This is a genomic window from Ruegeria sp. AL11 (genome assembly GCF_056540865.1).
In genome coordinates this window covers 39,958-66,287 of record NZ_JBQFXO010000005.1, presented here as the reverse complement: position 1 = coordinate 66,287, position 26,330 = coordinate 39,958, and the positions used below count along the sequence as shown (strand labels likewise).

Here is a 26,330-nt window from a genome sequence, read left to right as displayed (position 1 = left end):
CTGTTTGAGCCCGTTCATCAGCATATGCGCGCGAAAGATGAGGGTAAATCGGCGCATTGTCATTGTTTTCCGGTAGCTGCTTCTTCTAATTAGGGGCCAATGGCATGACTAAGAACGGGAGCAGCACATGACCACAGGCATTGATGATCCCGTAACCGACTCCGCTGACGAAGACGTCTACGCACTGGACCGCCGCACCGTTGCAGCGATCCTGTTTGCCGTTGACGTGGATGATCGCGACAAGCTGGTCGAGTTGATGGAGCCGCTGCACGCAGCCGATATCGCGGACCTTCTGGAACAGATCAATCCCTATGACCGTGCGCGCCTGATCCGTCTCTATGACAAAGAGTTCGATGGCGACATCCTTTCGGAGCTGGACGAGGCCGTCCGTGAAGAGGTTATCGGTGTCCTGAAACCCGACGTTCTAGCCGAAGCCGTGCGGGACATGGACAGCGACGATGTCGTCGACCTGCTGGAAGATCTGGAAGAGCCGCAACAGGAGACGATCCTGGAAGCGCTCGAGGATTCCGAGCGGGTCGCGGCAGAGCAGGCGCTCTCGTATCCCGAAAACTCGGCTGGTCGTTTGATGCAGCGTGAGGTCGTCATGGCCCCCGAGCATTGGACGGTGGGGCAGGCCATTGATTTCATGCGCGCCAATGATGACCTGCCGGAACAGTTTTATCATGTTGTGCTTGTTGATCCGCGTCTGAAGCCTGTCGCGCAGATCACCTTGGGCAAGCTGATGGCCGCGCGGCGCGAAGTGCCGCTGAAGGACCTGGCAGAAGAGGAATTCCACATCATCCCCGTCGATCAGGACGAAGAGGACGTGGCCTATGCTTTCAACCAGTACCACCTGATCTCGGCCCCAGTGGTCGACGCGGATGGCCGGTTGGTCGGTGTCATCACCATCGACGACGCCATGGTGGTGCTTGATGAAGAACACGAGGAAGACATTCTGCGTCTGGCGGGGGTGAGCGACGAAAGCTCGATTTCGGACAGTGTCGCCGCGACCAGTCGTCGGCGTTTGCCGTGGCTTGCGGTGAACCTGTGTACGGCGATCTGTGCCTCTCTGGTGATTTCGCAATTCGAGGCCGCGATCGATCAGCTGGTGGCGCTTGCGATACTGATGCCGATTGTCGCCTCGATGGGTGGCAATGCGGGGACACAATCACTGACGGTTGCGGTGCGGGCGTTGGCCACGCGCGACCTGACCGCCTCGAACGTCATGCGTGTCATACGGCGAGAGCTGTTGGTCGGCATGCTGAACGGCCTGTGCTTTGCGATCGTTCTGGGAACGGTGGGGATGCTTTGGTTCGATTCACCGCTGCTTGGGGTCGTGATCGGGTCTGCTTTGGTCGTGAACATGATCATCGCAGGTTTTGCAGGTACGGTAGTACCGGTCTTGCTGGACCGAATGGGCATTGACCCGGCGCTAGCATCGGGGACGTTTGTGACAACCACAACGGATGTCATGGGCTTCTTCATCTTCTTGGGACTTGCCAGCGTGGTGCTTCTGTGACCGATCTGACTGAAATCAAAGCGATGGCGCGCAAGGCCGCGTTTGCCCGTCGCAAAGCGGCGTTTGATGCCTCTTTGCCGGGCGCTGCGGGCCGTTTGTCCGAGATACTAGCAGGCCACCGAGGCGTGCCCATGTCGGGCTACATGCCAATCCGGACAGAGATCGACCCGCTGCCTGCAATGGCTGAGGCCACAGCCTACGGTCCCGTTGGTGTGCCGGTGATTCAGGCCGCGGGGCAGCCGCTGAAATTCTCGCGTTGGACGCCTGAGGGCGCTTTGAAGGATGGGCCTTTCGGGGCAAAAGTACCCGAGGTCGACGACTACTTCGACCCCGAAATCCTGATTGTTCCGTTGGTGGCTTTTGACGCCAAGGGCGGCCGTCTGGGCTATGGCGGCGGGTTCTACGACCGCACCCTGGAAGGGCTACGCGCCAAACGCCCAACCCTGGCGATCGGCTTTGCCTTCGATGCGCAAGAGGCCGAAGGGCTGCCTTTGGAGCCAACCGATCAGCCGTTGGATATGGTTGTCACGGAAAGCCGTGTTATGACGTTCTAAGGCTCCGTCCTTAGATCGAGTGGTTCTCACGGAAGTATTCCCAAGCGTCTACCTCGCGGCCGCTGGCCAATATGCAAACGCCGGTTTGCCCGTCGGCACCGTCGCGGATTTCATATTTGCCACCGCTTTCCACGCAGAATGTGGCTGCGGGGTTGGCAATCTGCGTGTTGGAATCGCTCGTTCCCGCCTGGTCACAAGCGGCTAGCGCAGTGAGGCCAAGGGCAGACAATAGGATACGCGACATCAAGTTTCTCCGATCTAAAGGGCTTTGACGGTTTATTACGGCAGCATAACCACTTGTGCTTCGCGTTGACCAGACTTACGACCAATGGGATGAGGATACTTTTTCTGGGTGACGTCATGGGCCGCGCGGGACGCACGGCCATCCAACAGCATCTGCCGCGTCTGCGCGACGAATGGCGTTTGGATTTTGTTGTGGTCAATGGCGAAAACGCCTCGAACGGGATGGGGCTGTCCGGGGATCATGCCAAACTGCTGCTTGATGCGGGCGCGGATTGCGTGACGCTGGGCGATCATGCCTTCGACCAGAAAGACATGCTGCAACACATCGAGAAAGAGTCGCGAATCTTGCGCCCGGTGAACTTTGCCAAAGGCGCGCCGGGGCGGGGTCATCGCCTGTTCAACGCACCCGGAGGGCGCAAGGTTCTGGTGGTTCAGGTTCTGGGCCAGGTTTTCATGAAGCGACCCTTTGATGATCCGTTCTCGGCGATCGAGCCGATCCTGAAGTCCCACCCGCGTGGCGGACAGGCCAATGCTATCATCGTGGATATGCATTGCGAGGCGACATCCGAGAAAATGGCGATGGGCCACTATTGTGACAAGCGTGCGAGCCTTGTTGTGGGCACGCATACGCACGTTCCTACGGCGGATTCGCAGATTCTGCCCGGCGGCACGGCCTATCTGACAGATGCGGGGATGTGCGGCGACTATGACTCGGTCATCGGTATGGACAAGGTCGAACCGATGCGCCGGTTCATCACCGGTATGCCTAAGGCGCGCTTTTCCCCGGCCAATGGTGAGGCAACCCTCAGCGGGGTGTTTGTCGAAACCAATGATCAGGATGGCAGCGCAAAATCAGTGCGCATGGTCCGCGTGGGCGGGCGACTAGAGCAGGCCGGGCCGTAAATGCTTGCCCTGATCCTCGCAATGCGGGAAACTGAAAGTCAGGCGCTTGGGCCTAGGGTTCGGACTGAAAACCACGAATGCAATTCCTCTCACTGACAGACACGGGCAGCGCGATACTGGCGCTTTTGGTGGTCGCAGGTATGTTCGTGATGTTCCTGCGCGAGGTCTACCCGACCGAGGTCGTGGCCATTGGTGGCGTCGCATTGATGCTAGTGACCGGCATTCTGCCCTATCAAAGCGCGCTGGCCGTGCTGTCGAACCCCGCGCCTTGGACGATTGCCGCGATGTTCATCATCATGGGAGCCTTGGTGCGGACCGGAGCGCTGGATGCGTTCACCTCAACGGCCCAAAAGCAGGCGCAAGTAAACCCGCGCATAGCGATTGCCTTGCTGATGGGGTTTGTGGTGGTGGCGTCCGCGGTGGTGTCGAACACGCCGGTGGTCGTCGTGATGATCCCGGTTTTTGTTCAGATCGCCCGCACGCTGAACGTACCTGCCTCTAAGCTGCTGATCCCGCTCAGCTATGCGGCCATTCTGGGCGGTACTCTGACCCTGATCGGGACCTCGACCAACTTGCTGGTGGACGGTGTGGCCCGGGCACAGGGCATGCAAGCGTTCACGATTTTCGAAGTCACGCCGCTGGGTATCGTGCTGGTGATCTATGGCATGGTCTACCTGCGCTTCATCGCGCCGCGCCTTTTGCCGGAGCGGGACAGCATGGCCTCGATGCTGAGCGACCGGTCCAAGATGAAGTTCTTTACCGAGGCCGTCATTCCCCCGGAAAGTAACCTGATTGGGCGTGAGGTCACCGGCGTACAGCTATTCAAGCGCCCGGGTGTGCGCCTGATCGACGTTCTGCGCGGAGACGATTCCTTGCGACGTAATCTCAAGGGTGTAACACTAAATGTCGGCGACCGGGTGGTTCTGCGCACGGAAATGACTGAGCTGCTGAGCCTGCAGAGCAACAAGGAGCTCAAGCGGGTTGATCAGCTTTCGGCCGTCGAGACCAAAACGGTCGAAGTTCTGATCACTCCGGGCTGTCGGATGGTGGGGCGAGCGCTGGGCACCATGCGTCTGCGCCGTCGTTATGGTGTCTACGTGCTGGCCGTGCATCGGCGGAACCAGAATATCGGTTTGCAGCTCGATGAGCTTGTCGTGCGGGTGGGGGATACTCTGCTGCTCGAAGGGTCTCCGGCTGACATCCAGAAGCTGGCCGCCGACATGGACATGGTCGATGTCACCCAACCCTCGGCGCGGGCCTTCCGCCGAAGCCATGCGCCAATTGCGATTGGCTCTCTGGTCGGGATCGTGGTTCTGGCGGCGCTGGGCGTTGCGCCGATCCTGCTACTGTCAATCCTTGCGGTTGCTGCCGTTCTTCTGACGCGCTGCATCGACGCGGATGAGGCGTTCTCCTTTGTCGAGGGTCGCCTGCTGGCGCTGATCTTTGCCATGCTGGCCATCGGGGCCGCCTTGGACGCGTCGGGCGCAGTGTCCCTGATTGTCGAAGCGATTGCACCGTCGCTGAGTGTTTTGCCGCCGTTCCTGATCATCTGGGCAGTGTACCTGCTGACCTCGGTTCTGACCGAGCTGGTTTCAAACAACGCGGTCGCCGTGGTTGTCACGCCGATTGCAATTGGTCTGGCGCAAGCCGTTGGGATGGACCCGCGTCCACTTGTGGTTGCTGTCATGGTCGCGGCTTCGGCTTCTTTCGCGACGCCGATCGGGTATCAGACAAACATGATGGTATATGGACCCGGCGGCTATCGGTTCACGGATTTCATGAAGGTGGGTATTCCGCTGAACCTGACCGTTGGGCTGTTGGCATCGCTTCTCATTCCGCTGTTCTGGCCTCTGTAAGATCGGCACTGACCCGCCGTCATTTTGCGGTGCCTCTTGCAAATCTTGGCCGATACACAAAGCTTTATGAATGTGTTTATGACAAGAGGATTGGACCATGCCTGCAAAAGGAACCGCAGTGGCCGCGATCGCCTGCGTAATGATGGCGAGCACTGGCTTTGCCGGAACAGTCGAAGGCTCGGCCAGCTATCGCGAAAGGATCGCCGTTCCGCCCGATGCAACCCTGTTTGTTGAGCTTCAGGATGTCTCGCTTGCCGATGCGCCAGCCGTGACGCTGGCGGCGCAACGCTACGCTCTGTCTGCCGTTCCGGCCTCGTTTCAGCTGAACTATGACGACGCCCTGATCAAGGACGGGCACCGCTATTCTGTAAGGGCGACGATTACTCAAGGGCAAAGGCTGTTGTTCACGACGGACACGGTCTATCCGGTAATCTCTGATGAGGCGGGCAATTCCGTCGATCTGATGCTCGTGCAAGTTCAGGCGCAGGGGGCGACGATGCTGGAGAATTCAGAATGGATCGCTGCATCGCTAAACGGTGAGCCCATCGAAACGGAGAGACGGCCCGAGCTGATCTTTGGTCAAGGCGGCGCGTTCTCGGGCACAGGCGGGTGCAACCGTTTCACCGGTCAGGCCGAGATATCAGGCAACCGGATCGAGTTTCCCGACAATATGGCGGCCACCCTCATGGCTTGCCCACCACCCTTGGATGAGATCGAACGCGCCTTCCTGAAAACAATGCAGAGCGTCACCACCTTCGCCGTGCAGGGCGATGCATTGGCCCTTTTGGATGATGCGGGCGAGCCGGTCATCAAACTCGTCCGCAAGCAGTGACGCATCAGGCCACAGCGCGGGATCGCCCAGCGTTGCGGCCTGAGAAGATGCAGCCGCCGAGGAAGGTGCCTTCAAGCGCGTTGTAGCCATGATAGCCTCCGCCGCCGAAACCGGCGACCTCGCCGGCGGCAAAGAGGCCGGGCACCACTTGCCCATCCGCGCCAATCATCTGACTGTCCAGATTGGTCTGCAGCCCGCCAAGTGTCTTGCGGGTGAGCACGTGCAGCTTGACCGCAATCAGCGGGCTGTTTGAGGGATCGAGGAACTTGTGCGGCTTGGCCGTCCGGATCAGCTTGTCACCGCGATAGTTGCGTGCCGCCAGAATCGCCATCATCTGAGCGTCTTTTGAGAACGGATTGTCGACCTGAGAGTCTCGCGCCTCGATCTGCGCCCTCAGATGGGCCTCATCAATCAGACCTCCGCCCAACTGGTTCATGCCGCTGACCAACTCAGTCAGAGTGTTCGCGACGATGAAATCCTCGCCCTTTTCCTTGAAAGCCTCAACAGGGGCTGTGGCTTTGCTGCCCGACAGGATGCGCTGGCGGATCACCTCTTTCCAACTGCCCGAGGTGAAATCGGGGTTCTGTTCCGACCCAGACAGGGCGAATTCCTTTTTGATGATCTTCTGGGTCAGAACGAACCAGCTGTACTCGTGACCCGTTTTCAGAATTTCGCGCAACGTCCCTAGCGTGTCGAACCCCGGCAAGCAGGGCGGTTGCAGGCGATTGCCTTTTGCATCGAACCACATTGAGCTTGGACCGGGCAGGATGCGAATTCCGTGTGCGGGCCAGATCGGATCCCAGTTTCGGACGCCTTCCGTGTAGTGCCACATGCGGTCGCCGTTGATCACATGGCCGCCCGCCTTTTCGCTGATCGGGATCATGCGCCCGTCGACGTGAAACGGAACGCCTGCAACCATGTTTCGCGGAGGCTCGCCCAAACGGTCGCGAGGCCAGTTTTTGCGGACCATCTCAAAATTCCCTCCGATCCCGCCCGAGGTGACGATGACCGAAGGAGCGTAATATTCGAACTCGCCCAGCTCTTCGCGGTTGGTTTTGGCACCGCGTTGGGCTGTATCTTCGGCCAGAACTTCGCCCGAGACACCTTTGGCGCAGCCGTTTTGCATGATGATGTGGCTGACCTGATGGCGGAACTTCAGCTGGATCAGCCCGGCGCTGACATGTTCCTTCACGCGGCGGATGAAGTGTTCCAGCACGCCGGGGCCGGTGCCCCAAGTGATGTGAAACCGCGGGACCGAGTTGCCATGCCCGTTCGCATAGGAGCCTCCACGCTCGGCCCAACCGACCACCGGGAACCAGCGCAGACCCATGTCATGCAGCCAAGGACGCATTTCCCCTGCGGCGAACTCGACATAGGCCTCGGCCCATTTCCGGGGCCACAGATCGTCGTCGCGATCAAACTGCGCACTGCCCATCCAGTCGCGTAGCGCAAGATCGTGGCTGTCTTTGATGCCCATCCGGCGCTGCTCGGGCGTGTCGACCATGAACAGGCCGCCGAGGCTCCAGAACGCTTGTCCGCCCAAGAAGCTCTCGGGTTCCTGATCCACAACGATCACCGTCTTGCCCCGGTCACCCAGCTCGGCCGCAGCCGCCAGCCCGGCCAGTCCGCCTCCGACGACGATCGCATCTGCCGTGTTATTGGCCATGTCAGGTCCTTTCAGCGTTTGCGAAACCAAAGGAGGAAGGGGAACACAACGACATACATAGTGACGCCATAAACCGCCGAGGGCAAAGCCAGAGTGCTGAACCCGGTCTCGGTTCCCGTGATCAATGCCGCCAAGGTCAGCCCGAGGGTCGAGTTCTGGATGCCGGTGTCAATCGAGATGCTTTTACACTCGGCCCAGGACAGGTTCGCGGCGCGCGAGACACCCAGACCGATCAGAAGCAGCGCGATATTCAGAGACACCAGCCCGGTGCCCATGATGCCAAGGTTCTCAATAAAGAGCTGCCAGTTCCCGGCCACGGCGGCGATGACGATCAGCACGAACAGAGCGCCAGCCAGTTTGGACAACCCGCCCTCGATCCGGTTTGCAAACCCCGTTGCAAACCTGCGAACTGTGATGCCGATGGCGACGGGTAGGGTCGTGATCAGGAACATAGCAATCGCCAGCCCGGTGATCGACACGTCGGGCGCGTCCTCGCCGATGAAATGCGCGATGGTCCAGGCGGCCAGGATCGGCACAGTCAGGATCGACAGGATACTGATCACCGCTGTCAGGCTGACCGAAAGCGCCACATCACCCTTGGCAAATTTCGTCAGGATGTTGCTGGTTACACCACCCGGACAAAAGCTGAGGAGCATGAAACCGACCGCAATCTCTGGCGGCAGACCTAGCAGTTTGACGGTCACAAACGCCGCGATTGGCAGCAGCACAACCTGACATAGCGCACCGATTGCAAACGGGTATTTGCGGGTCAGGACGCGCCGGAAATCGGCGATCTCAAGCCCGATACCCAAAGACAGCATGATGATGGCGAGCGAAACAGGCAGGCCGACATTGATTAGAAAATCCAAGAACAACTCCTCCCAAAGTCGTTTGAATGCAGACTAAGCGAGGGGGAAACCGTCAGGCAACCGCGTCGTTAGGTCATCTATAGCGTTCGACGAACCGGCGCAGGATTTCGCCCGGCTGTGTGACGTCTGCTGCGTTGCAGATATCGATCAGGCGCTGGGCGTCCTCGGGCGGGAAATAGCCGTGGTGTTTGTAGATGTTGATGCGCTGCTCAAAGTCTTTGGCGTCAGCTTCCGGATGGAACTGAGTCGCATAGACGTTCTGCCCCCAGCGGATCATCTGAATCGGGCATGGGTCTGAGGCGACAAGATGCACGCATCCATCCGGCAGGGTCTGGACGGCCTCCTTGTGGCCAACGAAGGCGTCGAACTTGGGCGAAAGGCCCGCAGTCAAGGGATCAGCGGCGCCGTCATCTGTCAGACGGCATGCCGAAGGGCCAACCGGTTCGCCGAACTTGGCCTTGCTGACGTCGCCACCCAAATGCGCGGCCAGAACGCCTAACCCGTAGCAGCAACCCATGAAGGGATGATCCTGCGCGGTGATCTGCGGCATCAACCCCATGACCGCGTTTTCGATCTTTGTGTCCAACTCGGATTTCGTTGCTGGATCGTCGCTGACGCAACCCGGACCTCCGCCGACGATGACACCCGCGTAGTCGGTGACATTCAAGCCTTTGGGCAGGTCTTCGCAATCCAGCCGGATGCGGTGGGTTTGCTCGGGCGTCAGGCCGGTTTTGTCGAGGATCGAGGCATATTCGGCATCCGATGCATCAGCTTCAGGGCGCAATTGTAGGATCAGGAAGCGTTTCATAGTGGGGCTTTACCTGTCAAAGCGGCCAGAAGACAAGGATCGCGGGGATCGAAACAGCGATGATCAGGATCTCAAGCGGCAGACCCATGCGCCAATAGTCACCGAACCGATAGCCTCCGGGCCCCAGAACCAGCGTGTTGTTCTTGTGCCCGATCGGCGTGAGGAACGCGGCCGAGGCGGCAACGGCCACCGTCATCAGGAACGGATCGGGAGAGACCTCGAGCGTGCGGGCCATCTGGATGCCCACGGGGGCGGCGACAATGGCCGTGGCCGTGTTGTTCAGTACGTCCGACAGCGTCATCGTCACAACCATCAGAACGGTGAGGATGGCCCAGGCGGGCAGGCCATTTGTCAGCTGGATCAGGGCATTGGCGATCAATTCGGTGCCGCCTGAGGTCTCCAGCGCGCTGCCCAAAGGGATCATCGAGCCGAGCAGCACCACAACAGGCCATTCGATGTGATTATAGATGTCACTGATCGGCATGATTTTGGTCAGAACGTAGGCCACGACAACAAAACCCAGCGCGATGGGCAGGTAGATCAACCCTATGCTGGCCGCCAAAACCGCAGTGGCGAACAGGCCGATGGCGAGCCAGGCTTTTTCGTTGGCTGTTACGTTTAGGCCCCGCTGCGCCAATGGCAGGCAGCCCAGCCATTCTGTCACGTCGGCACCCCGGTCGCGGGGGCAGAGCAGAAGCAGGATGTCGCCGGCCTCGACCTCGGTCTTACGGACCTGTTCGGTGATGCGGCGACCCTGGCGCGAGATGCCCATCAGAACTGTGCTTTGTCGCCAAGCAAGACCCAACCCTTGCGCGGTACGGCCGGTGATGCGTGCGCTCTCAGTGGCGACAACTTCGATCACCTCAAGCCCGTCGCCTTCTGCCGTCAGCATCTCTTGCCGGCGGGTGTCCGAGAAATCCAGCTTGAGCGCCGCGCGGAACTCATCCAGCGCTTCGGGCCGCGCCTCCAGCACCAGCGCGTCGCCCTCTTTCAGAGTGGCGTGGGCAGATCGGCCATAGCGCCGTTTGCCGTCGCGGATCAGGCCAATGATTGCCACGTCGGATTTCTCGGCATCTTCGTACAGCTCGCTGACACGCTTGCCGATATGGGGCGACTCGGAGGGCAGGGTGAGTTCGGCGATGTATTCGGCCAGTGCCTCGGAGGCTTCTTCCTGCGCGCCTCGGTTTGGGATCAGCCGCCAGCCAATCAGCGACACGAACGCCAAGCCGGCGATGGCCGCGATCCCTCCGACGGGGGCAAAGTCGAACATCTTGAACGGCTCGCCCAAGGTCTCGGCCCGGATCGAGGCGATGATGATGTTTGGCGGTGTCCCGATCAGGGTCGCCATGCCACCCAGGATCGTCGCAAAGCTGAGCGGCATGAGCGTCAGCCCCACCGCGCGCCCCGCTTTGCGCGCGGTCTGTATGTCGACCGGCATCAGGAGGGCTAGTGCAGCGACGTTGTTCATAAACGCCGACAGAACCGCGCCGATTCCGCCCATCAGTGCGATATGGGCGCCAAGTCCACGCGAGGCATCCACAAGAGTGCGCGTGATCAGGAATACAGCCCCGGATCGGACCAGCCCAGCCGAAACTACCAGCACCAAGGCAACGATGATTGTTGCAGGATGCCCGAACCCGGCAAAGGCGTTGTCGACTGGCACAACACCCAGCGTGACCCCGATCATCAGGGCGGTGAAGGCCACAAGGTCATACCGGAAACGGCCCCAAAGGAGCATTCCAAAGACTGTAATGAAAAGCGCAAACAGAATGATTTGATCGGTCGTCATGCGGCCACCTTACCCTCAGATGGGCGTCTCGCAAGCCGCTCTCTTGATCCTTTGCCCCGCAAACGTCTATATGAGCGCCGAATACGCTAACATGATGACGAGGACGCACCATGGCAGGCCACTCCAAATGGGCCAATATCCAGCACCGCAAGGGACGTCAGGACGCCGCGCGGTCCAAACTGTTTTCCAAACTGTCGAAAGAGATCACCGTGGCCGCCAAGATGGGCGACCCCGATCCCGACAAGAACCCGCGCCTGCGTCTGGCGGTGAAAGAGGCCAAGTCAAACTCGGTCCCGAAGGACGTGATCGACCGCGCGATCAAGAAATCGGTTGCAGGAGAAGGCGACGAGTACGAAGAAATCCGGTACGAGGGTTACGGCCCCAACGGTGTGGCCGTGATCGTCGAGACCATGACGGATAACCGCAACCGGACGGCCTCGACCGTGCGCTCGACCTTTTCCAAGAACGGTGGAAACCTGGGCGAAACCGGCTCGGTCGGGTTCATGTTCGACCGCAAGGGTGAAGTGGTCTATCAGGCGGATGCAGGTGATGCGGATACCATCTTTGAAGCCGCGATCGAGGCGGGTGCCGAGGATGTCGAAAGCTCGGAAGATGGTCATATCATCTGGTGCGCCGATACCGATCTGAACGATGTATCGAATGCGCTGGAAGAGGCGTTGGGCGAGTCCGAATCCACCAAGCTGGTCTGGAAACCCACCACGACCACTGAGCTGGGTCTGGAAGACATGCAGAAGCTGATGAAGCTGGTCGATGCGCTGGAAGATGACGACGACGTTCAGCGCGTGACAACCAATTTCGAAGCGACCGATGAGGTTATGGCGCAGCTCTGATCGCACTCGACAACTGGCACCTGAAAGCCCGGCCGGTTTGGTCGGGCTTTTTTGCGTCGGAAGTGTTGCTTGGCTGATCAGGCTCAAGCGATTACTCTTTGAAATGTGGGCGAGAAAACAAAAAGGCTGGCTTTGACGCCAGAGTGATATATGGCGCGTGACCCGTCAGATCTGGCAAAACGCAATGTCCCGGTCCTGGCCGGGCAGAGCATTCTGTCTCAGGTCGCGTGGACCTTAGGCAGCCCGTCGGTGGTTTTGCCGTTTCTGGCGGTCTCGTTCGAGTTGCCGATGTTCATCGCCGGGGCGTTGGTCTCGGTTCGCATGGTCGGCAGCATGATCGCGGATTTCTTTCTGGCCCGTTCGATTGCCGCGCGGCCCGAGAAGAAACGCGGGATTGCGATGACCGAAATCGCAATTGGAACCTGCCTTTTGGTCGCCATGGGGGTAGCCGCCACAGGCATCGTGCCGCTGATCGCCATTGCCTTCATCGCAGTCTTTTTCCTGATCGGGCTTATCGATGAGGTGCAGAACCTCATGTTAACCGATCTACTGGGCGATCATGTGCATTCGAAATCCCGAATGATGATGCAATATTTGCAACTGGGGGCCGGAGGGCTGGGTGCCATAGGGTTGGCGCTTTTGTTGCATGAGTTGACCAAGGACAATCCGCCATTTTCGCGCCACTCGGTCGTCATCGCGGTGTCCGCCACGTTCTTTCTACTATCTGCCCTGTCGATCCTTGCGATGTTTGAGATCCGCAAGACCAACAGTTCAGAATCCAATGAAGCCAAACACTTGGGCCTGTCTTTGAAAGCCAATATCAAGTCCATCTTCAGCATGTTCGAACATGCTTGGTTTCGCCGCTACCTGGTCATGCGCATGCCGCTTGTCGTGGTGTCCTTGTCCGTGCCGTTTTTCGCTCTGATTGCGGCCGAGGCGCATCATAGCTCGGCCAAGGGACTGACCGCGATGATTGTGTCTTCGGCGTCTGGCTATCTTGTCTCGGCCCCGCTTTGGCAGCTGTTGAACATGAAATCCCATCGTACCGTCATGGTCGCAGGGACTTTGATGGTGGCGATCACTGGGATCGTCCTTTTGGCGTTTCACTATCTGGGTATCGACCACGAAGTGCACCTGCATGCGATTGCCCTGTTCATCGCAACGGTTGCCGTCACGGGGATCAGCAGCGCGCGCAAGCTCTACTTTCTGGACGTCGCCCCGAAAGAGCAGCGGGTTCAGGCCTCTGCCGCGATCAAAAGCATCGCACGCCTGACCGCCGTTGCCATGTCAGCCGCTTTGGCAGCGGTCGCGCATATGCATGAGGTTTCGCTGGCGGTTGCGTTTATCGTCCTGTGCAGTCTGGTCGCAGCCGCCGCCTGTTATCTGGTCGTCTTACCCAAGCCTGCGACACCTGATCTGCAGGGCGGCTAACGTCGTTAGAGTTCCAATCAGAAGAACGACGAAATCTCGTCCAGAGGTTTCTTCATCTTGGCAACGGAGGGGACAGTCGCGGCCTCTGATGGGTGACCAACGGCGATAATCATTGTGGGCTTTTCCGATGCCGGCCGTCCCAGCGCGTCATTCAGGAACTTCATCGGGTTCGGCGTGTGTGTCAGTGTCGAAAGCCCGGCGTGATGAAGGGCAGCCAACAGAAAGCCCGTTGCGATATTGACGCTTTCCGGGACGTAGTAGTTTTTGTACCGCGTGCCATCCTCGAACTCACCCCAGCGCTGGGCGAAAACCACGATCAGCCAGGGGGCAATGGTCAGGTGTTCTTTGACCGCGTTGGTCCCGATGGGCTCTAGCGCTTTGATCCATTCATCCCCTGCGCCGCCAGCATAGAAACGACGTTCTTCTTCTTCGGCTTCTTCACGGATGCGCTGTTTCAAAGCCGGGTCAGCGATGGCGGCAAAATGCCATGGCTGGTGGTTGGCCCCGGATGGCGCGGTGCCTGCGGTCCGCAAGCAGGTCTCAATTACTTCGCGATCAACGGGGCGGTCGATGAAATCTCGAACGGTATGGCGCTGTCGCATCTTGTCGTAGAATGCCTGCGCGGACTGCTGCATCTTGGCATCGCTCATCTCGCACCGGTCGGGCAGAGGGATCGGATCATAGCTGAGCGCATCGCGTGAGAACATTGTCTTACTCCGGATTTTTGCTGTTTATCTGGCGGTCGGCATCCGGGATCAAGGCATTTGCAGCGCCCCGTTTTACGGCCTTGGTCAAGGGGGTCAGAGTCGATGCCAACACGCGACCAACCTGCCAATTGAGGGGCACGTCCAAAGGCGCGTCTGGCGCGACTTCGCAAAGTCTGCCGTCCTGCAAAGCGTCGCGCACCAAGGGTTCGGGATTCATGCCCCAGCCCAATCCTGCAATAGCGGCATCGACAAACCCATGGGATGAGGGGACGAAATGCGAAGGCGGTGAGAGTCTCTGCCCGGTTTGGGCCGCCATCCAGACCCGCTGAAGGCTGTCCTTGCGATTGAAGACAAGGCAGGGCGCTTTTGCCAGCGACCGTGCGGTCAATCCCTCACTGAACCAGCGCTTGGTGAATTCCGGGCTTGCCGTCGCGAGATACCGCATCGCGCCAAGGGCATGCGTATCACATCCGGTGACCGGTTGCCCTCCGACGGTGATTGCGGCGCTAACCTCGCCCCGGCGCAGCCAGTCTGCCGAATGCTCCTGATCGTCGATCACCAGATCGAACAACAGGTCCGGCACCTGCGTCATCACATCGATGAACCACGCGGCCAGAACATCGGCCGGAAGGGCGATGCGCACCCGCGCCGGACCGGGGCCGCTCTCCAAGGTCAGTTCGCGGGCAAGTTGGGACTCCAGCAGCCCGATATCCTCGGCATGTTTGGCAATCCGCAGCCCTGCAGGCGTGGCGGTGCAGGGGGAGCCGCGATTGATCAGGCTGGTGCCGATGCGATCCTCCAACGCTTTGATCCGCTGCGAAATTGCCGAGGGCGTGACGGACAGCTCAGAGGCGGCGGCGTCAAAGCTCCCATGCCGCAGAATCGCGGCCAGCGTGTTCAGGTGATGTGGATCTATCAGCATTAGACAAACTTAATCCTACTCAGTATCTTTAATTTGATAGGCCGAGATGAAGTCGGTAGTCAAACCTTCAAACGACAGGAGGTTTCATGTCCGCCCCCCTCATCGCTGGCTTTGTCCTTAGCTTCAGTCTGATTCTGGCCATTGGTGCGCAGAATGCGTTCATCTTACGGCAGGGTTTGCGGCGCGAGCACGTGTTTGTCTTGTGCCTGACCTGCGCTGTTTCGGACGCGATCCTGATTACCGCCGGGATCGCCGGGTTTGGCACGTTGGCACAGGCCGCGCCTTGGTTTGAGAAGGTGATGCGCTATGGCGGCGCCGCGTTTCTGACATGGTACGGATTGCGCAGCCTGCGGTCAGCCTGGCAGGGCGGGGCGGCGATGGAACTGGGCGAGAGCCAACGCACAAGCCTGCGCTCGGCGATGCTGACCGTGCTGGCCTTCACCTGGCTGAACCCGCATGTCTATCTGGATACCGTGGTGCTAATCGGCTCGATCTCGGCCCAGTATGACGACCGGTTCAGCTTTGCCATTGGGGCCGTGACCTCAAGCTTTGTTTTCTTCTTCACGCTGGGCTACGGGGCCAGGATACTATCGCCGTTTTTCGCACGCCCACGCGCATGGCAGGTGCTGGACGCGCTGATTGGGATTGTGATGCTGGGAATTGCGTGGAAGTTACTTGTCATGTGAAGGGTTGTTCTGCCGGTGAATTCGGTGTTCAACCGGGACCATGACAACAGCTTCCGCCCCTTCGCGCCCCGTAGTGGGAATGTTCTGGATGTTCGCTGCGGGTCTGGCCTTTGTGGTGATGACGGCGCTGGTGAAATCACTCGGCTCGACTATGGACCCGATTCAGGCCGCGTTTTTGCGCTACGTTCTTGGGTTGGTGTTTCTGTTGCCTGCCTTGCGGTCGATCCTGGCAACACGGTTGAGCAAGCGCGATCTCTCTCTGTTTGGGCTAAGAGGGGTCATCCACGGGGTGGCGGTCATGCTGTGGTTTTACGCGATGACTCGCATTCCTTTGGCCGAAGTGACGGCCATGAACTACATGACCCCGGTCTATGTCACACTTGGCGCGGCCCTGTTTCTGGGTGAGAAGCTGGCCTTTCGCCGGTTGGCCGCCATTCTGGTCGCCCTAATCGGCGTACTGATCATTCTGCGCCCCGGATTTCGCGAGGTGTCCAGTGGGCATCTCGCCATGCTGGGAACGGCGCTAACGCTAGGTGGGTCCTACCTGCTCGCCAAACTGTTGGTGCGGGATATCCCGCCCTCGGTCGTGGTGGCCCATCTGTCGATCTGGGTGACGCTGGCTTTGATCCCCTTTGCAATTGCAGTCTGGTCGCCGCCTACTCTGCGGGACATCGGGGTACTGTTTCTGGTCGCAAGCTTTGCAACGGCAGGGCACTATTTCATGACGCTAGCGCTGCAGGCCGCGCCGGTTGCGGTGACCCAGCCGGTCACCTTCCTGCAGCTTATCTGGGCGACGACTGTCGGAGCCTTGGTGTTCCACGAAAGCGTTGACATCTGGGTCGTGGCTGGCGGTACGCTGATCCTGACCGCCGTCAGCTTCATTTCCTGGCGCGAAGCGGTGCTGAACAAACGCGATGTGACACCATCGGCTTTTGCACCCAAAGCATGAAAACATGCGTCCGAAAACGAGATTGATTGACGAGTCAATAAAAAGCGCCTAGCGTCGTCGGGAAATCCTGTTGCCCAGGGGGACGCGATGCCAAAAGTCGGAATGGAGCCTATACGCCGTGATGCGATCGTTCGTGCGACGATTGCCGAATTGGGCGTACAGAAATCTCTGGATGTGACCGTCAGCCAGATCGCCAAACGCGCGGGCATGTCCAGCGCGCTGGCGCACCATTATTTTGGCGGTAAGGATCAGATCTTTCTGGCCGCCATGCGGCAAATCCTGACGGATTTCGGCAAGGAAGCCCGGACCGAGCTGGCCGCCGCAGCCCCTGACCAACGGGCGCAAGCCATCATCCGCGCCTGTTTCGCCCATTCATGCTTCACCCCGGACGTGATTGCCGCGTGGATGACATTCTATGTCCTCGCGCAGACAAACGATGATGCTCTGCGGCTGTGGAAGGTCTATCAGGCGCGCATCCGCTCGAACCTGATCCATGCGCTGCGCCCCCAAATTGCCGAACCGATCAACGCGGCCGAGACCATGATTGCCTTGATCGACGGGCTGTATATCCACTCGGCGCTGAGCGCCCCGGAAGAACCTCAGCTGGCTGCCAATCACGCCTTGCGCGTCCTGAATACACTGCTCGAGGGCGAAAAATGACAAAACCAAACATTCTGATCCTGATGGTGGATCAGCTGAACGGCACCTTGTTTCCCGACGGTCCGGCCGACTGGTTGCATGCGCCGAACCTGAAGAAACTGGCCGAACGCTCCACCCGTTTTGCCAATGCCTATACGGCCTCGCCGCTTTGCGCACCGGGACGGGCGAGCTTCATGTCGGGCCAGTTGCCCTCACGCACGGGGGTTTACGACAACGCGGCCGAGTTCCGCAGCGACATCCCGACCTATGCCCACCATCTGCGCCGCGCGGGGTACTACACCTGTCTGTCGGGCAAGATGCATTTTGTTGGTCCCGACCAGTTGCACGGGTTCGAAGACCGCCTGACCACCGATATCTACCCCGCTGACTTTGGCTGGACTCCGGATTACCGCAAACCGGGTGAGCGGATCGACTGGTGGTATCACAACATGGGTTCCGTCACCGGCGCGGGTGTTGCTGAAATCTCGAACCAGATGGAATATGACGACGAGGTTGCCTACCACGCCAAGGCCAAGCTCTATGATCTGGCGCGCGGCAAGGACGACCGTCCGTGGGCTATGACCGTCAGCTTCACGCATCCTCATGACCCCTATGTCGCGCGCCGCAAATACTGGGATCTTTATGAGGATTGCGAACATCTGCTGCCCGAGATCGCTGATCTTGGCTATGACAATCAGGACCCGCATTCCAAGCGTATTTTCGACGCCAACGACTGGCGCAGCTTCGACATCACAGAAGAAGATATCCGCAAGTCCCGCCGCGCGTATTTCGCCAATATCTCGTACCTGGACGACAAGATCGGCGAGATCCTCGAAGTGCTGGAGACGACACGCCAAGAGGCGATCATCATGTTTGTCTCGGACCATGGCGACATGCTGGGCGAACGCGGGTTGTGGTTCAAGATGACGTTCTTCGAGGGCTCCTCGCGCGTGCCACTGATGATCTCCGCCCCGGATTTACCTGCGGGCCTGATCGAAACACCTGTGTCGACCATCGACGTGACCCCGACTCTGGGCTCTTTGGCCGGTGTTGATATGGCCGAGATTGCCCCATGGACGGATGGCGAGGACCTCGTGCCTCTGGCCAAAGGGCAGGAGCGGACAGCCCCCGTGGCGATGGAATACGCGGCCGAGGCCTCCTATGCGCCGCTGGTCTCGTTGCGCTATGGCAAGTGGAAATACAATCGTTGCGCGCTGGACCCCGATCAGCTGTTTGATCTTGAGGTCGACCCGCATGAACAGAACAACCTCGCCGATGACCCCGCGCATGCCGGAACCCTGCAAACCCTAGGCGCCAAGTCCGAGGCGCGCTGGGACCTGGACCGGTTTGATGCGGATGTCCGCGCCAGCCAGGCGCGCCGCTGGGTTGTCTACGAGGCGCTGCGGCAAGGTGGGTATTACCCGTGGGACTACCAGCCCCTGCAAAAGGCATCCGAGCGCTACATGCGCAACCACATGGACCTGAATATCGTCGAGGAAAGCCAGCGGTTCCCGCGCGGCGAGTGACCTCTTCTTCTTTTTGAAAATACGCCCGCCGGAAGCAGAGCAGATTTCGAAACCTCTCACGGCGGATCTATGGAGACGTGAAATGGAAGCAGATTTTGTCATTGTGGGTGCTGGCTCTGCCGGCTGTGCGATGGCCTATCGCCTGAGCGAGGCCGGGGCCTCGGTTCTGGTGATTGAACATGGTGGCACGGATGCTGGGCCCTTTATTCAGATGCCCGCAGCGCTGAGTTACCCGATGAACATGTCTCTTTATGACTGGGGGTTCAGCTCGGAACCCGAACCCAAAATGAACAACCGCCGGATGGCCTGTCCGCGCGGCAAGGTGCTCGGTGGATCGTCCTCGATCAACGGAATGGTCTATGTGCGCGGCCACGCGCGGGATTTTGATACTTGGGCCGATATGGGTGCGGATGGGTGGTCTTACGCGGATGTGCTGCCTTACTACAAACGCATGGAAAACTGGCATGATGGCGGCCATGGCGGTGACCCGGAATGGCGCGGCAAGGATGGTCCGCTGCATGTGTCACGCGGTCCGCGCAAAAACCCTCTGTTCCAAGCCTTCGTCGATGCAGGTCAGCAAGCGGGCTATGAAGTCACGGGCGACTATAACGGCGAAAAGCAGGAAGGTTTCGGCCCGATGGAACAGACCGTCTGGAAAGGACGGCGCTGGTCGGCGGCAAATGCGTATCTGCGACCTGCTTTGAAACGTCCCAACTGCGACCTCGTCAAGGGTTTAGCATCGCGCGTTGTGATGGAAGAGGGTCGCGCAGTTGGTGTCGAACTGGTGCGTGGCGGCAAGAAAGAGGTCATTCGTGCCCGGCGTGAGGTTATTCTGGCGGCCTCATCGATCAACTCGCCCAAACTGCTGATGCTCTCGGGGATCGGGTCGGCGTCGCATCTGGCGGAGCATAGTATCGACGTTGTTGCTGATCGTCCGGGCGTGGGCGCAAACCTGCAGGACCATCTAGAGCTGTATATCCAGCAAGCCTCGCTGCAGCCGATCACGCTGTATAAGCACTGGAACCTGTTCAGCAAAGGGCTGATTGGCGCGCAGTGGCTGTTCACCAAAACTGGTCTTGGGGCCTCGAACCAGTTCGAGAGCGCGGCGTTCATCCGGTCGAACCCGGGTGTTGAATACCCCGACATCCAGTACCACTTCCTGCCGATCGCAGTGCGCTATGACGGGCAGGCTGCAGCCGAAGGGCACGGGTTCCAAGCGCATGTGGGGCCAATGCGGTCTCCGTCGCGTGGGGCTGTGACTTTGCGGTCGAACAAGGCTGAAGACGCGCCGGTGATCCGGTTCAACTACATGAGCCACGAAAAAGATTGGGAAGACTTCCGCAAATGTATCCGCCTCACCCGTGAGATCTTTGGTCAGGACGCCTTCAAACCCTATGCGGGCAAGGAGATCCAGCCCGGCGCCTCGGTGCAGACGGATGAGGAACTGAATGCCTTCATCGCAGAGCATGCCGAGAGCGCCTATCACCCCTGTGGCACCTGTCGGATGGGGCGCGCGGATGACAAGAACGCCGTGGTCGACCCCGAAGGTCGTGTCATCGGTGTGGATGGTTTGCGCGTGGCTGACAGCTCGATCTTCCCGCAGATCACCAATGGCAACCTCAACGCGCCGTCGATCATGGTGGGTGAGAAGATGTCAGATCACATACTGGGCAAGGATGCGCTGCCCAAAGCAAATGATCGCCCGTGGATTCACCCGCAATGGGAGGTGGCGCAGCGCTGATTTGATCCGCGTCAAAGTGGGGTGAGGCGACATCCGATAAACCTGAATCGCAACGACATTTATTCAGGAGCGAACAGGAATGTCCCACACCCCGCATGAACTGGCCGAAGAGTTTCCGGACAAAGTTGAGGTGATGAGCCAGCTCAAGCAGACGGACGCTCATTTTGCGCGGCTGGCTGAAGAGTATCACGAAATTAACCGCCGCGTTCATCGCGCCGAAACCAATATCGAGCCGGTGGAAGAACTGGCCGAGGGCGAGATGCGAAAGAAACGCGCCGCGCTTAAAGATGAAATCTGGGCGATCGTGTCCAAGGCTTAACGCCAACAGCGGGGGCTCTGCCCCCGCACCCCCGGTATATTTTGGCCAGATGAAGATCAAGTGACCTCATAGGGCAGTGTGCCTCGGGTATGAGTGTCGATGGCCAAGCGCCGTTCCAGTGGCGGAACCGAGCGTTGGTGGCAATTTGCGCGCTCACAGATGCGGCAGGAAATACCGATCGGTTCATAGGCGCTGGCGTTGTTGATATCCAGATTGTCGGCGTAAACTAGTGCTTCGGCATGGCGGGTTTCGCAGCCCAATGCGATCGCATAGCGGCGCACCGGCGCACCGAATGAGCCGCCGGGCTTTGAAACATCCCTTGCTAGCGAAATATAGCGGACGCCATCGGGTGTTTCCGCCAGTTGCCGTAGGAAATGCCCCGGTGTTTCAAAGGCGCGGTGGACGTTCCACAACGGGCAGGCGCCGCCAAAGCGAGCAAATTGCAGCCGAGTGGCCGAGTGGCGCTTGGTAATCGTTCCGGCCTGATCCACGCGGACGAAGAAGAACGGAATGCCTTTTGCGCCTGGGCGCTGCAACGTGGACAAGCGGTGCGCGACCTGCTCGATTGAAGCGCCAAACCGGTTGCTCAGCATCTCCAGATCATGACGATCCTCTTGCGCGGCGGCCAGAAACGCGCTGTAGGGCATCAGGGACGCGCCGGCGAAGTAGTTGGCAAGGCCGATTTTGGCGATTGCGCGGGCCTCTTCGCTCTGGAATTTGGCGAAATCGAGCGTGGCCTCTAGCAGCTTGTCCTGGCTTATCAGAGCAACCTGAAGCAGTAACTGAAAGACCTGCGTTTGCGGCGCGGCGCGTGAGGACAGGCGCAGGGTTCTGCTTTCTTTGTCGTAGCTACGCAACGGGTTGATGTCTGAGAAGATCACTTGAATCCCGCGTTCTTCCAGGCTTTGCAGCGCGGCCTGACGGATGCCGCCCGGGCCGTCGGCGCGTTTGGCAAACAGTTCGGCGGCGCGGTCAACCGCGTCGATGTAGTTGTCGCAATAGTGGAAGAAGTCGCGAACTTCCTCCCATGGGCTGGCTTGGGTGCGGGAGTCTTCGCGGCCTAGCGCTTCGTCTAGTGAGGCGAGGCGTTCGTGGGTTTGGCGATAGCTTCGGTGCAACTCGATAAAGGCACGGGCAAGAGCTGGGGCGTTTGAGGCGGTTAGGCGCAGATCAGCTAGTGGGGGGATATCGTCGGCAAAGACCGGATCGGCCAGCGCCTCACGCATATCCGAGACCAGTCGCTCACTGTCGCCCGTGCTCAGCTCGGTCACGTCCATGCCGAACTCCTGCGCCAACGCCAGAACAACGGTGGTCGAGATCGGCCGGTTGTTGTTTTCCATCTGGTTCAGGTAGGGCAGGGAAACACCCAGTTTTGTGGCAAATTCCTTCTGGGTCAGCGTCAAGCGCGTGCGCATTTCGCGCAGTTTGGCGCCGGCATAGAGTTTTTGGGTGGCCATGGGCGTGCCTTTGCAACTTTTCTATTCCGGCACGTTAACTTTGCAAACCCTCTTGGGCAAGGCGTCTTAGAGGCCCAATTGCCGTTCGCGCCAAATGACCGAGCAGATCGCTGCGATGGCAAGGATCGCCGTGACCAGCATGAGCCAGAGCAGGGGCATTGCGCCTGTTTCGACGGTCAGTAGCGCCCCTGCCAGTGCGCTCAGGCCTGCTCCTCCGCCCAGCATGATTGCGCCGCTGAGACCCGAGGCGGTGGCGGCCAGATGTGGTCGAACGGACAGGGCTCCGGATGTTGCGTTTGGGATCGTCATCCCATTGCCCAATCCGACGAACGTCATGAAGCCGAAAAAGCTGAGCGCTGTTCCGAAGCCTGTCAGGAACAAAGCGGCAGACAGGGCGACGCCGGCGGCGTTCAGCCAGGTTCCCCAAAGTACCATGCGGTTGATGCCGAACCTGACCGAATACCGCCCGCTGAAGAAGTTGCCCAGAAAATAGCCCAATGCAGGCGCGCCAAAATAAATCCCGACTTCGGCGGCGCTCATCCCGAAGACTTCGGTTCCGATGAAGGGCGCTCCGCCCAGATAGGCAAAGAACGCGCCCGACGAGCAGGCCGAGGACAGCGAATAGCCCCAGAACCGAGGAGACATCAGCAGCTCGGGGTATTCCCGAAATTGCTGTAGCAGGGTTTTGCCGCTTTTGGCTGAAGTTTCCCCGAAATCGACATAGGTCAGGGCAAGGGTTAGGGCGCCCAAAGCGAAGGGCAGCCAGAAATTCGCTTTCCAGCCAAAGCTCTCTTCCAGCAACCCGCCTATGGCCGGGCCAATCATCGGGACAACAGCCATTCCCATGGTGACATAGCCGATCATCGAGGCCGCCTGATCCTGATCATACATGTCCCGAACCGCGGCCCGACTGAGGACCATCCCGACCACCACGACCGCCTGACACATGCGGAAAAGTAGGAACACCTCGGCCGTCGGTGCGTAGATGCAGCCGAGTGTCGCCAGTAGAAAGAGTGCCAGTCCCCAAAGCAGAACCGGGCGTCGTCCCGCCTTGTCTGCAATTGGTCCGATGATGATCTGCAGGACCGCGTTTACCAGCAGGTAAAGGGCGATCGACAGTTGCATGACCTTGTAATGCGTGTCGAAATGCAGGGCCATGTTCGGCAGGCTTGGCAGGAATAGATTCATGCTCAACGCCGATAGTCCCGAGAGAAGAACCAAAGTGCCGATTGTGGGTGGTGTGCGATAAGCCGACGACGTTCTGAACTGCATGGTTTGCTTGTATAGCTGTTGGGTGGGCAAAGGCCAGACGCTTGATGCTGCTGGTAAAAATTCGCAAATTTACAGTTTGAGCAAACGAGATTTTCAAAACTTTGCAAATTTGCCGAAAATCTCTTTGGCTGAAGGGTCGCCCGCTGTAGGGTCCGGTCAGATTTCACAGGGGACTATCGCCATGAAAGACATCCTTTCCGAGCTTGAAGAACGCCGCAACGCGGCCCGTCTGGGTGGTGGGCAAAAACGGATCGACGCGCAGCATGGGCGGGGCAAGCTGACCGCGCGCGAGCGGATCGAGCTGCTGCTGGACGAAGGCAGTTTTGAAGAATTCGACATGTTCGTCAGCCATCGTTGCACCGAATTCGGGATGGAAAAACAAAAGCCTGCCGGGGATGGTGTGGTCACCGGCTGGGGCACGATCAATGGCCGTATGGTCTATGTATTTAGCCAGGATTTCACTGTGTTTGGTGGCTCTCTGTCCGAGACCCATGCGCAGAAGATCTGCAAGATCATGGATATGGCCGTTCAGAACGGCGCGCCGATCATTGGGATCAACGACTCGGGTGGTGCGCGAATCCAGGAAGGCGTTGCCTCGCTTGCCGGATATGCCGAAGTGTTCCAGCGCAACATTACCGCATCGGGCGTGGTGCCTCAGATCAGCGTGATCATGGGCCCCTGTGCGGGTGGTGCGGTATACAGCCCGGCGATGACAGACTTTATCTTCATGGTGAAGGACTCGTCTTACATGTTCGTCACCGGTCCGGACGTGGTGAAGACCGTCACGAATGAGGTCGTCACAGCTGAGGAACTGGGTGGAGCTTCTACGCATACCAAAAAGTCCTCGGTGGCGGATGGCGCTTTTGAAAACGATGTCGAAGCTTTGGCCGAGGTGCGCCGGCTGGTCGACTTCCTGCCGCTCAACAACCAGGAAAAACCTCCGGTTCGGCCTTTCTTTGACGATCCCAACCGTGTCGAAACCTCATTGGATACATTGGTTCCGGACAACCCGAACACACCGTATGACATGAAGGAACTGATCACGAAGATTGCGGATGAAGGCGATTTCTACGAGATTCAGGAAGACTTCGCCAAGAACATCGTCACTGGCTTCATCCGGCTTGAAGGGCAGACTGTTGGTGTCGTGGCCAACCAGCCCATGGTTCTGGCTGGATGTCTGGATATCGACAGCTCTCGCAAGGCGGCACGGTTTGTGCGCTTTTGTGACTGTTTTGAGATCCCTATTCTGACGCTTGTGGATGTGCCCGGCTTCTTGCCCGGAACGCAGCAGGAATATAGCGGCGTGATCAAGCATGGTGCCAAGCTGCTTTATGCGTACGGCGAAGCGACTGTGCCAAAGGTGACTGTGATTACCCGTAAGGCTTATGGTGGTGCTTATGTTGTGATGGCCTCGAAGCACCTGCGTGGCGATTTCAACTATGCGTGGCCCACGGCTGAGATCGCGGTGATGGGTGCGAAAGGCGCGACCGAGATTATCCACCGTGCTGACCTCAGTGACGCTGAGAAGACCGCGCAGCACGTTGCCGACTACGAAGACCGTTTCGCCAACCCATTCGTGGCGGCTGAACGCGGCTTTGTGGATGAGGTGATCATGCCGCAATCAACGCGCCGTCGTGTCTCACGGGCTTTTGCCAGCTTGCGCGGCAAGCAGTTGAAAAACCCGTGGAAAAAGCACGACAACATCCCTCTCTGAGCGTGCGGGGTGGGGCGGCCCACCCCAATCCGCTGAAAATTGCGGTACTCCTCCGCAATTTGCCCGAAATCAAGGCAGAATTGACAACGAGCGAAAAATCGTCGAATGATCCGATCCATCAGACATAGAACCGCGCGGGCACATAGCACTGCGCGCGCGATCCCGGAAGGAGGAGCCTGCCGCTGGCGGGTCCGGGGTCGCGCCTTGGGTCTGATGTTTAGCATCCTATCTCTGCCAAGCATTTCAGTGGGCGAAACCTCTCTGCCCGTACCCTCAGGCCAACCTGTGCATCTGAGCGACGTTCTGTTGGACAACAACCCCGGTGAGCTGTGGGTGCGGTTCCGGTTCATTGCCCCGAAGATCGGCGCGACGGTGGGACGGATCGGCTATGACGTAGCGTCGAACGATATGGAGCATCTGTGCCAGACGCTGGCGGTTGCCTATGTCTCCCAGCATGATTTGGACCCGGCCCTGGTGGTGATTTCACTGTCCGACCGTCCGATCCAATTCGGCGATGCCGCCCCCGATGCAACTCAGTTTTTCGAAGCCTACCGGCTGGAACAGTCCCGGTGTATCTGGGAAGGGCTCTGACCATGATCTGTCGTCATGATAGCAGAGCGTCTCAGACAACGGATGCGGCTTTGGAGGTGCGCGCTATGACTTTTACCCCTTACGGGTGCGAAATCTTGTTCCCGATGACAGCAGTCAACGAGGTGCCAGGATGCTGAAGCATCGGGGTTTTCCGGGCCGTCTGCCAGGGACGGATTTTCAATTCACTATCCGCCGTGCCAACCCTAAGGGCGTGACGCCGATCACCCGGCGTGAGCGGTTCCGCGACCGCAAACCTGCGGACCGTCGCGCAGATGCCGCCTTTATGGAGGCGCTTTGGCAGAACTTCGGGGATCAGCCCTTTGAACGCGGCAATCTGGATGCAGGGCGGCTGAGCTGGCTGTTTGAGCGTGAGGTCGTGCCAGCCGAAGATCCTTTCGACCCGGCTAACTATGATGCGTTGTTGGTCATCGATCTGGACGCGGCACGTGCGTCTTTTCCCGAAGTTTTCGGAGCAGGCTGAGCGGT

General features: G+C 59.1%; 25 protein-coding genes. 16 read left to right on the top strand and 9 right to left on the bottom strand.

Annotation, left to right across the window (positions count from 1 at the left end):
* Positions 1–127: 127 nt before the first annotated feature.
* Both mgtE and ACR0IP_RS09505 read left to right on the top strand, forming a co-directional pair.
* The gene (gene mgtE / locus ACR0IP_RS09510; protein ID WP_480525215.1) at positions 128–1,519 is read left to right on the top strand and encodes a magnesium transporter; all 1,392 of its coding nucleotides are present in this window, start codon (positions 128–130) and stop codon (positions 1,517–1,519) included.
* Entirely contained in the window at positions 1,516–2,073 is a 558-nt protein-coding gene (locus tag ACR0IP_RS09505; protein ID WP_170377987.1) for a 5-formyltetrahydrofolate cyclo-ligase, read from the top strand. The genes mgtE and ACR0IP_RS09505 overlap by 4 nt, the downstream gene beginning before the upstream one ends.
* A 10-nt stretch (positions 2,074–2,083) precedes the next feature.
* Here the strand turns inward: ACR0IP_RS09505 and ACR0IP_RS09500 are convergent, their stop codons facing one another.
* Positions 2,084–2,317 carry a putative hemolysin gene (locus ACR0IP_RS09500; RefSeq protein WP_170377990.1) on the bottom strand — a complete coding sequence of 78 codons (234 nt, stop codon included), beginning with the start codon at positions 2,315–2,317 and terminating at the stop codon, positions 2,084–2,086.
* Between the two features lie 89 nt (positions 2,318–2,406).
* Between ACR0IP_RS09500 and ACR0IP_RS09495 the strand changes: the two genes are divergently transcribed.
* The 3 genes from ACR0IP_RS09495 (at position 2,407) to ACR0IP_RS09485 (ending at position 5,907) form a co-directional block, all read left to right on the top strand.
* The gene (locus ACR0IP_RS09495) at positions 2,407–3,219 is read left to right on the top strand and encodes a TIGR00282 family metallophosphoesterase (RefSeq protein ID WP_170471827.1); all 813 of its coding nucleotides are present in this window, start codon (positions 2,407–2,409) and stop codon (positions 3,217–3,219) included.
* A 77-nt stretch (positions 3,220–3,296) separates the two neighbouring features.
* Positions 3,297–5,075 carry an SLC13 family permease gene (locus tag ACR0IP_RS09490; RefSeq protein ID WP_170660019.1) on the top strand — a complete coding sequence of 593 codons (1,779 nt, stop codon included), beginning with the start codon at positions 3,297–3,299 and terminating at the stop codon, positions 5,073–5,075.
* A 97-nt stretch (positions 5,076–5,172) separates the two neighbouring features.
* Positions 5,173–5,907, top strand: coding sequence for a YbaY family lipoprotein (locus ACR0IP_RS09485; protein WP_480525213.1), 735 nt, complete (start codon positions 5,173–5,175; stop codon positions 5,905–5,907).
* A gap of 4 nt (positions 5,908–5,911) precedes the next feature.
* On the opposite strand, the gene ACR0IP_RS09480 is transcribed toward ACR0IP_RS09485, so the two are convergent.
* From ACR0IP_RS09480 to ACR0IP_RS09465, 4 genes are all read right to left on the bottom strand, one after another.
* Positions 5,912–7,573, bottom strand: a complete 1,662-nt coding sequence (locus ACR0IP_RS09480) for an FAD-binding dehydrogenase (protein ID WP_480525211.1) — start codon at positions 7,571–7,573, stop codon at positions 5,912–5,914.
* A gap of 11 nt (positions 7,574–7,584) precedes the next feature.
* On the bottom strand, positions 7,585–8,442 hold the full coding sequence (locus tag ACR0IP_RS09475; protein ID WP_480525209.1) for a bile acid:sodium symporter family protein: 858 nt from the start codon (positions 8,440–8,442) through the stop codon (positions 7,585–7,587).
* A 73-nt stretch (positions 8,443–8,515) separates the two neighbouring features.
* Positions 8,516–9,250: a glutamine amidotransferase gene (locus tag ACR0IP_RS09470; protein WP_480525207.1), complete on the bottom strand. Its 735-nt coding sequence runs from the start codon at positions 9,248–9,250 to the stop codon at positions 8,516–8,518.
* 16 nt (positions 9,251–9,266) lie between these two features.
* Positions 9,267–11,039 (bottom strand): SLC13 family permease, encoded by a 1,773-nt coding sequence (locus ACR0IP_RS09465; protein ID WP_170462052.1) that lies wholly within the window; start codon positions 11,037–11,039, stop codon positions 9,267–9,269.
* Between the two features lie 110 nt (positions 11,040–11,149).
* Here ACR0IP_RS09465 and ACR0IP_RS09460 point away from each other — a divergent pair, with 110 nt between their 5' ends.
* Both ACR0IP_RS09460 and ACR0IP_RS09455 read left to right on the top strand, forming a co-directional pair.
* A complete protein-coding gene (locus ACR0IP_RS09460) occupies positions 11,150–11,890 on the top strand; it encodes a YebC/PmpR family DNA-binding transcriptional regulator (RefSeq protein WP_170352472.1) in 741 nt (246 codons plus the stop codon).
* Positions 11,891–12,040: 150 nt separating this feature from the next.
* On the top strand, positions 12,041–13,321 hold the full coding sequence (locus ACR0IP_RS09455) for an MFS transporter (RefSeq protein WP_170691250.1): 1,281 nt from the start codon (positions 12,041–12,043) through the stop codon (positions 13,319–13,321).
* 17 nt (positions 13,322–13,338) lie between these two features.
* On the opposite strand, the gene ACR0IP_RS09450 is transcribed toward ACR0IP_RS09455, so the two are convergent.
* Together ACR0IP_RS09450 and ACR0IP_RS09445 are read right to left on the bottom strand one after the other, a co-directional pair.
* The gene (locus tag ACR0IP_RS09450; RefSeq protein WP_480525205.1) at positions 13,339–14,028 is read right to left on the bottom strand and encodes a nitroreductase family protein; all 690 of its coding nucleotides are present in this window, start codon (positions 14,026–14,028) and stop codon (positions 13,339–13,341) included.
* A gap of 4 nt (positions 14,029–14,032) precedes the next feature.
* The gene (locus ACR0IP_RS09445; RefSeq protein ID WP_480525203.1) at positions 14,033–14,950 is read right to left on the bottom strand and encodes a LysR family transcriptional regulator ArgP; all 918 of its coding nucleotides are present in this window, start codon (positions 14,948–14,950) and stop codon (positions 14,033–14,035) included.
* A gap of 86 nt (positions 14,951–15,036) precedes the next feature.
* On the opposite strand from ACR0IP_RS09445, the gene ACR0IP_RS09440 reads away from it, so the two are divergent.
* The 6 genes from ACR0IP_RS09440 (at position 15,037) to ACR0IP_RS09415 (ending at position 20,810) form a co-directional block, all read left to right on the top strand.
* Positions 15,037–15,636 carry a LysE/ArgO family amino acid transporter gene (locus ACR0IP_RS09440; protein WP_480525201.1) on the top strand — a complete coding sequence of 200 codons (600 nt, stop codon included), beginning with the start codon at positions 15,037–15,039 and terminating at the stop codon, positions 15,634–15,636.
* Positions 15,637–15,676: 40 nt separating this feature from the next.
* On the top strand, positions 15,677–16,585 hold the full coding sequence (locus ACR0IP_RS09435) for a DMT family transporter (protein WP_170691254.1): 909 nt from the start codon (positions 15,677–15,679) through the stop codon (positions 16,583–16,585).
* A gap of 87 nt (positions 16,586–16,672) precedes the next feature.
* Entirely contained in the window at positions 16,673–17,245 is a 573-nt protein-coding gene (gene betI, locus ACR0IP_RS09430) for a choline-binding transcriptional repressor BetI (protein WP_170378015.1), read from the top strand.
* Complete coding sequence (gene betC, locus ACR0IP_RS09425) at positions 17,242–18,750, top strand: choline-sulfatase (protein ID WP_170691255.1); 1,509 nt, start codon at positions 17,242–17,244, stop codon at positions 18,748–18,750. Before betI ends, betC begins: the two co-directional genes overlap by 4 nt.
* Positions 18,751–18,832: 82 nt before the next feature.
* The gene (gene betA, locus ACR0IP_RS09420) at positions 18,833–20,491 is read left to right on the top strand and encodes a choline dehydrogenase (protein WP_480525198.1); all 1,659 of its coding nucleotides are present in this window, start codon (positions 18,833–18,835) and stop codon (positions 20,489–20,491) included.
* A 79-nt stretch (positions 20,492–20,570) separates the two neighbouring features.
* Complete coding sequence (locus ACR0IP_RS09415) at positions 20,571–20,810, top strand: HP1242/YdcH family protein (protein WP_170471799.1); 240 nt, start codon at positions 20,571–20,573, stop codon at positions 20,808–20,810.
* Positions 20,811–20,866: 56 nt separating this feature from the next.
* On the opposite strand, the gene ACR0IP_RS09410 is transcribed toward ACR0IP_RS09415, so the two are convergent.
* On the bottom strand, positions 20,867–22,267 hold the full coding sequence (locus ACR0IP_RS09410; protein WP_170378023.1) for a helix-turn-helix domain-containing protein: 1,401 nt from the start codon (positions 22,265–22,267) through the stop codon (positions 20,867–20,869).
* A 66-nt stretch (positions 22,268–22,333) separates the two neighbouring features.
* Positions 22,334–23,539 carry a multidrug effflux MFS transporter gene (locus ACR0IP_RS09405; RefSeq protein WP_170677198.1) on the bottom strand — a complete coding sequence of 402 codons (1,206 nt, stop codon included), beginning with the start codon at positions 23,537–23,539 and terminating at the stop codon, positions 22,334–22,336.
* A 181-nt stretch (positions 23,540–23,720) separates the two neighbouring features.
* Between ACR0IP_RS09405 and ACR0IP_RS09400 the strand changes: the two genes are divergently transcribed.
* The 3 genes from ACR0IP_RS09400 (at position 23,721) to ACR0IP_RS09390 (ending at position 26,325) form a co-directional block, all read left to right on the top strand.
* Positions 23,721–25,253, top strand: a complete 1,533-nt coding sequence (locus ACR0IP_RS09400) for an acyl-CoA carboxylase subunit beta (RefSeq protein ID WP_170378028.1) — start codon at positions 23,721–23,723, stop codon at positions 25,251–25,253.
* 213 nt (positions 25,254–25,466) lie between these two features.
* A complete protein-coding gene (locus ACR0IP_RS09395) occupies positions 25,467–25,844 on the top strand; it encodes a DUF6497 family protein (protein WP_480525481.1) in 378 nt (125 codons plus the stop codon).
* 130 nt (positions 25,845–25,974) lie between these two features.
* A complete protein-coding gene (locus ACR0IP_RS09390) occupies positions 25,975–26,325 on the top strand; it encodes a hypothetical protein (protein WP_170640263.1) in 351 nt (116 codons plus the stop codon).
* Positions 26,326–26,330 lie beyond the last annotated feature (5 nt).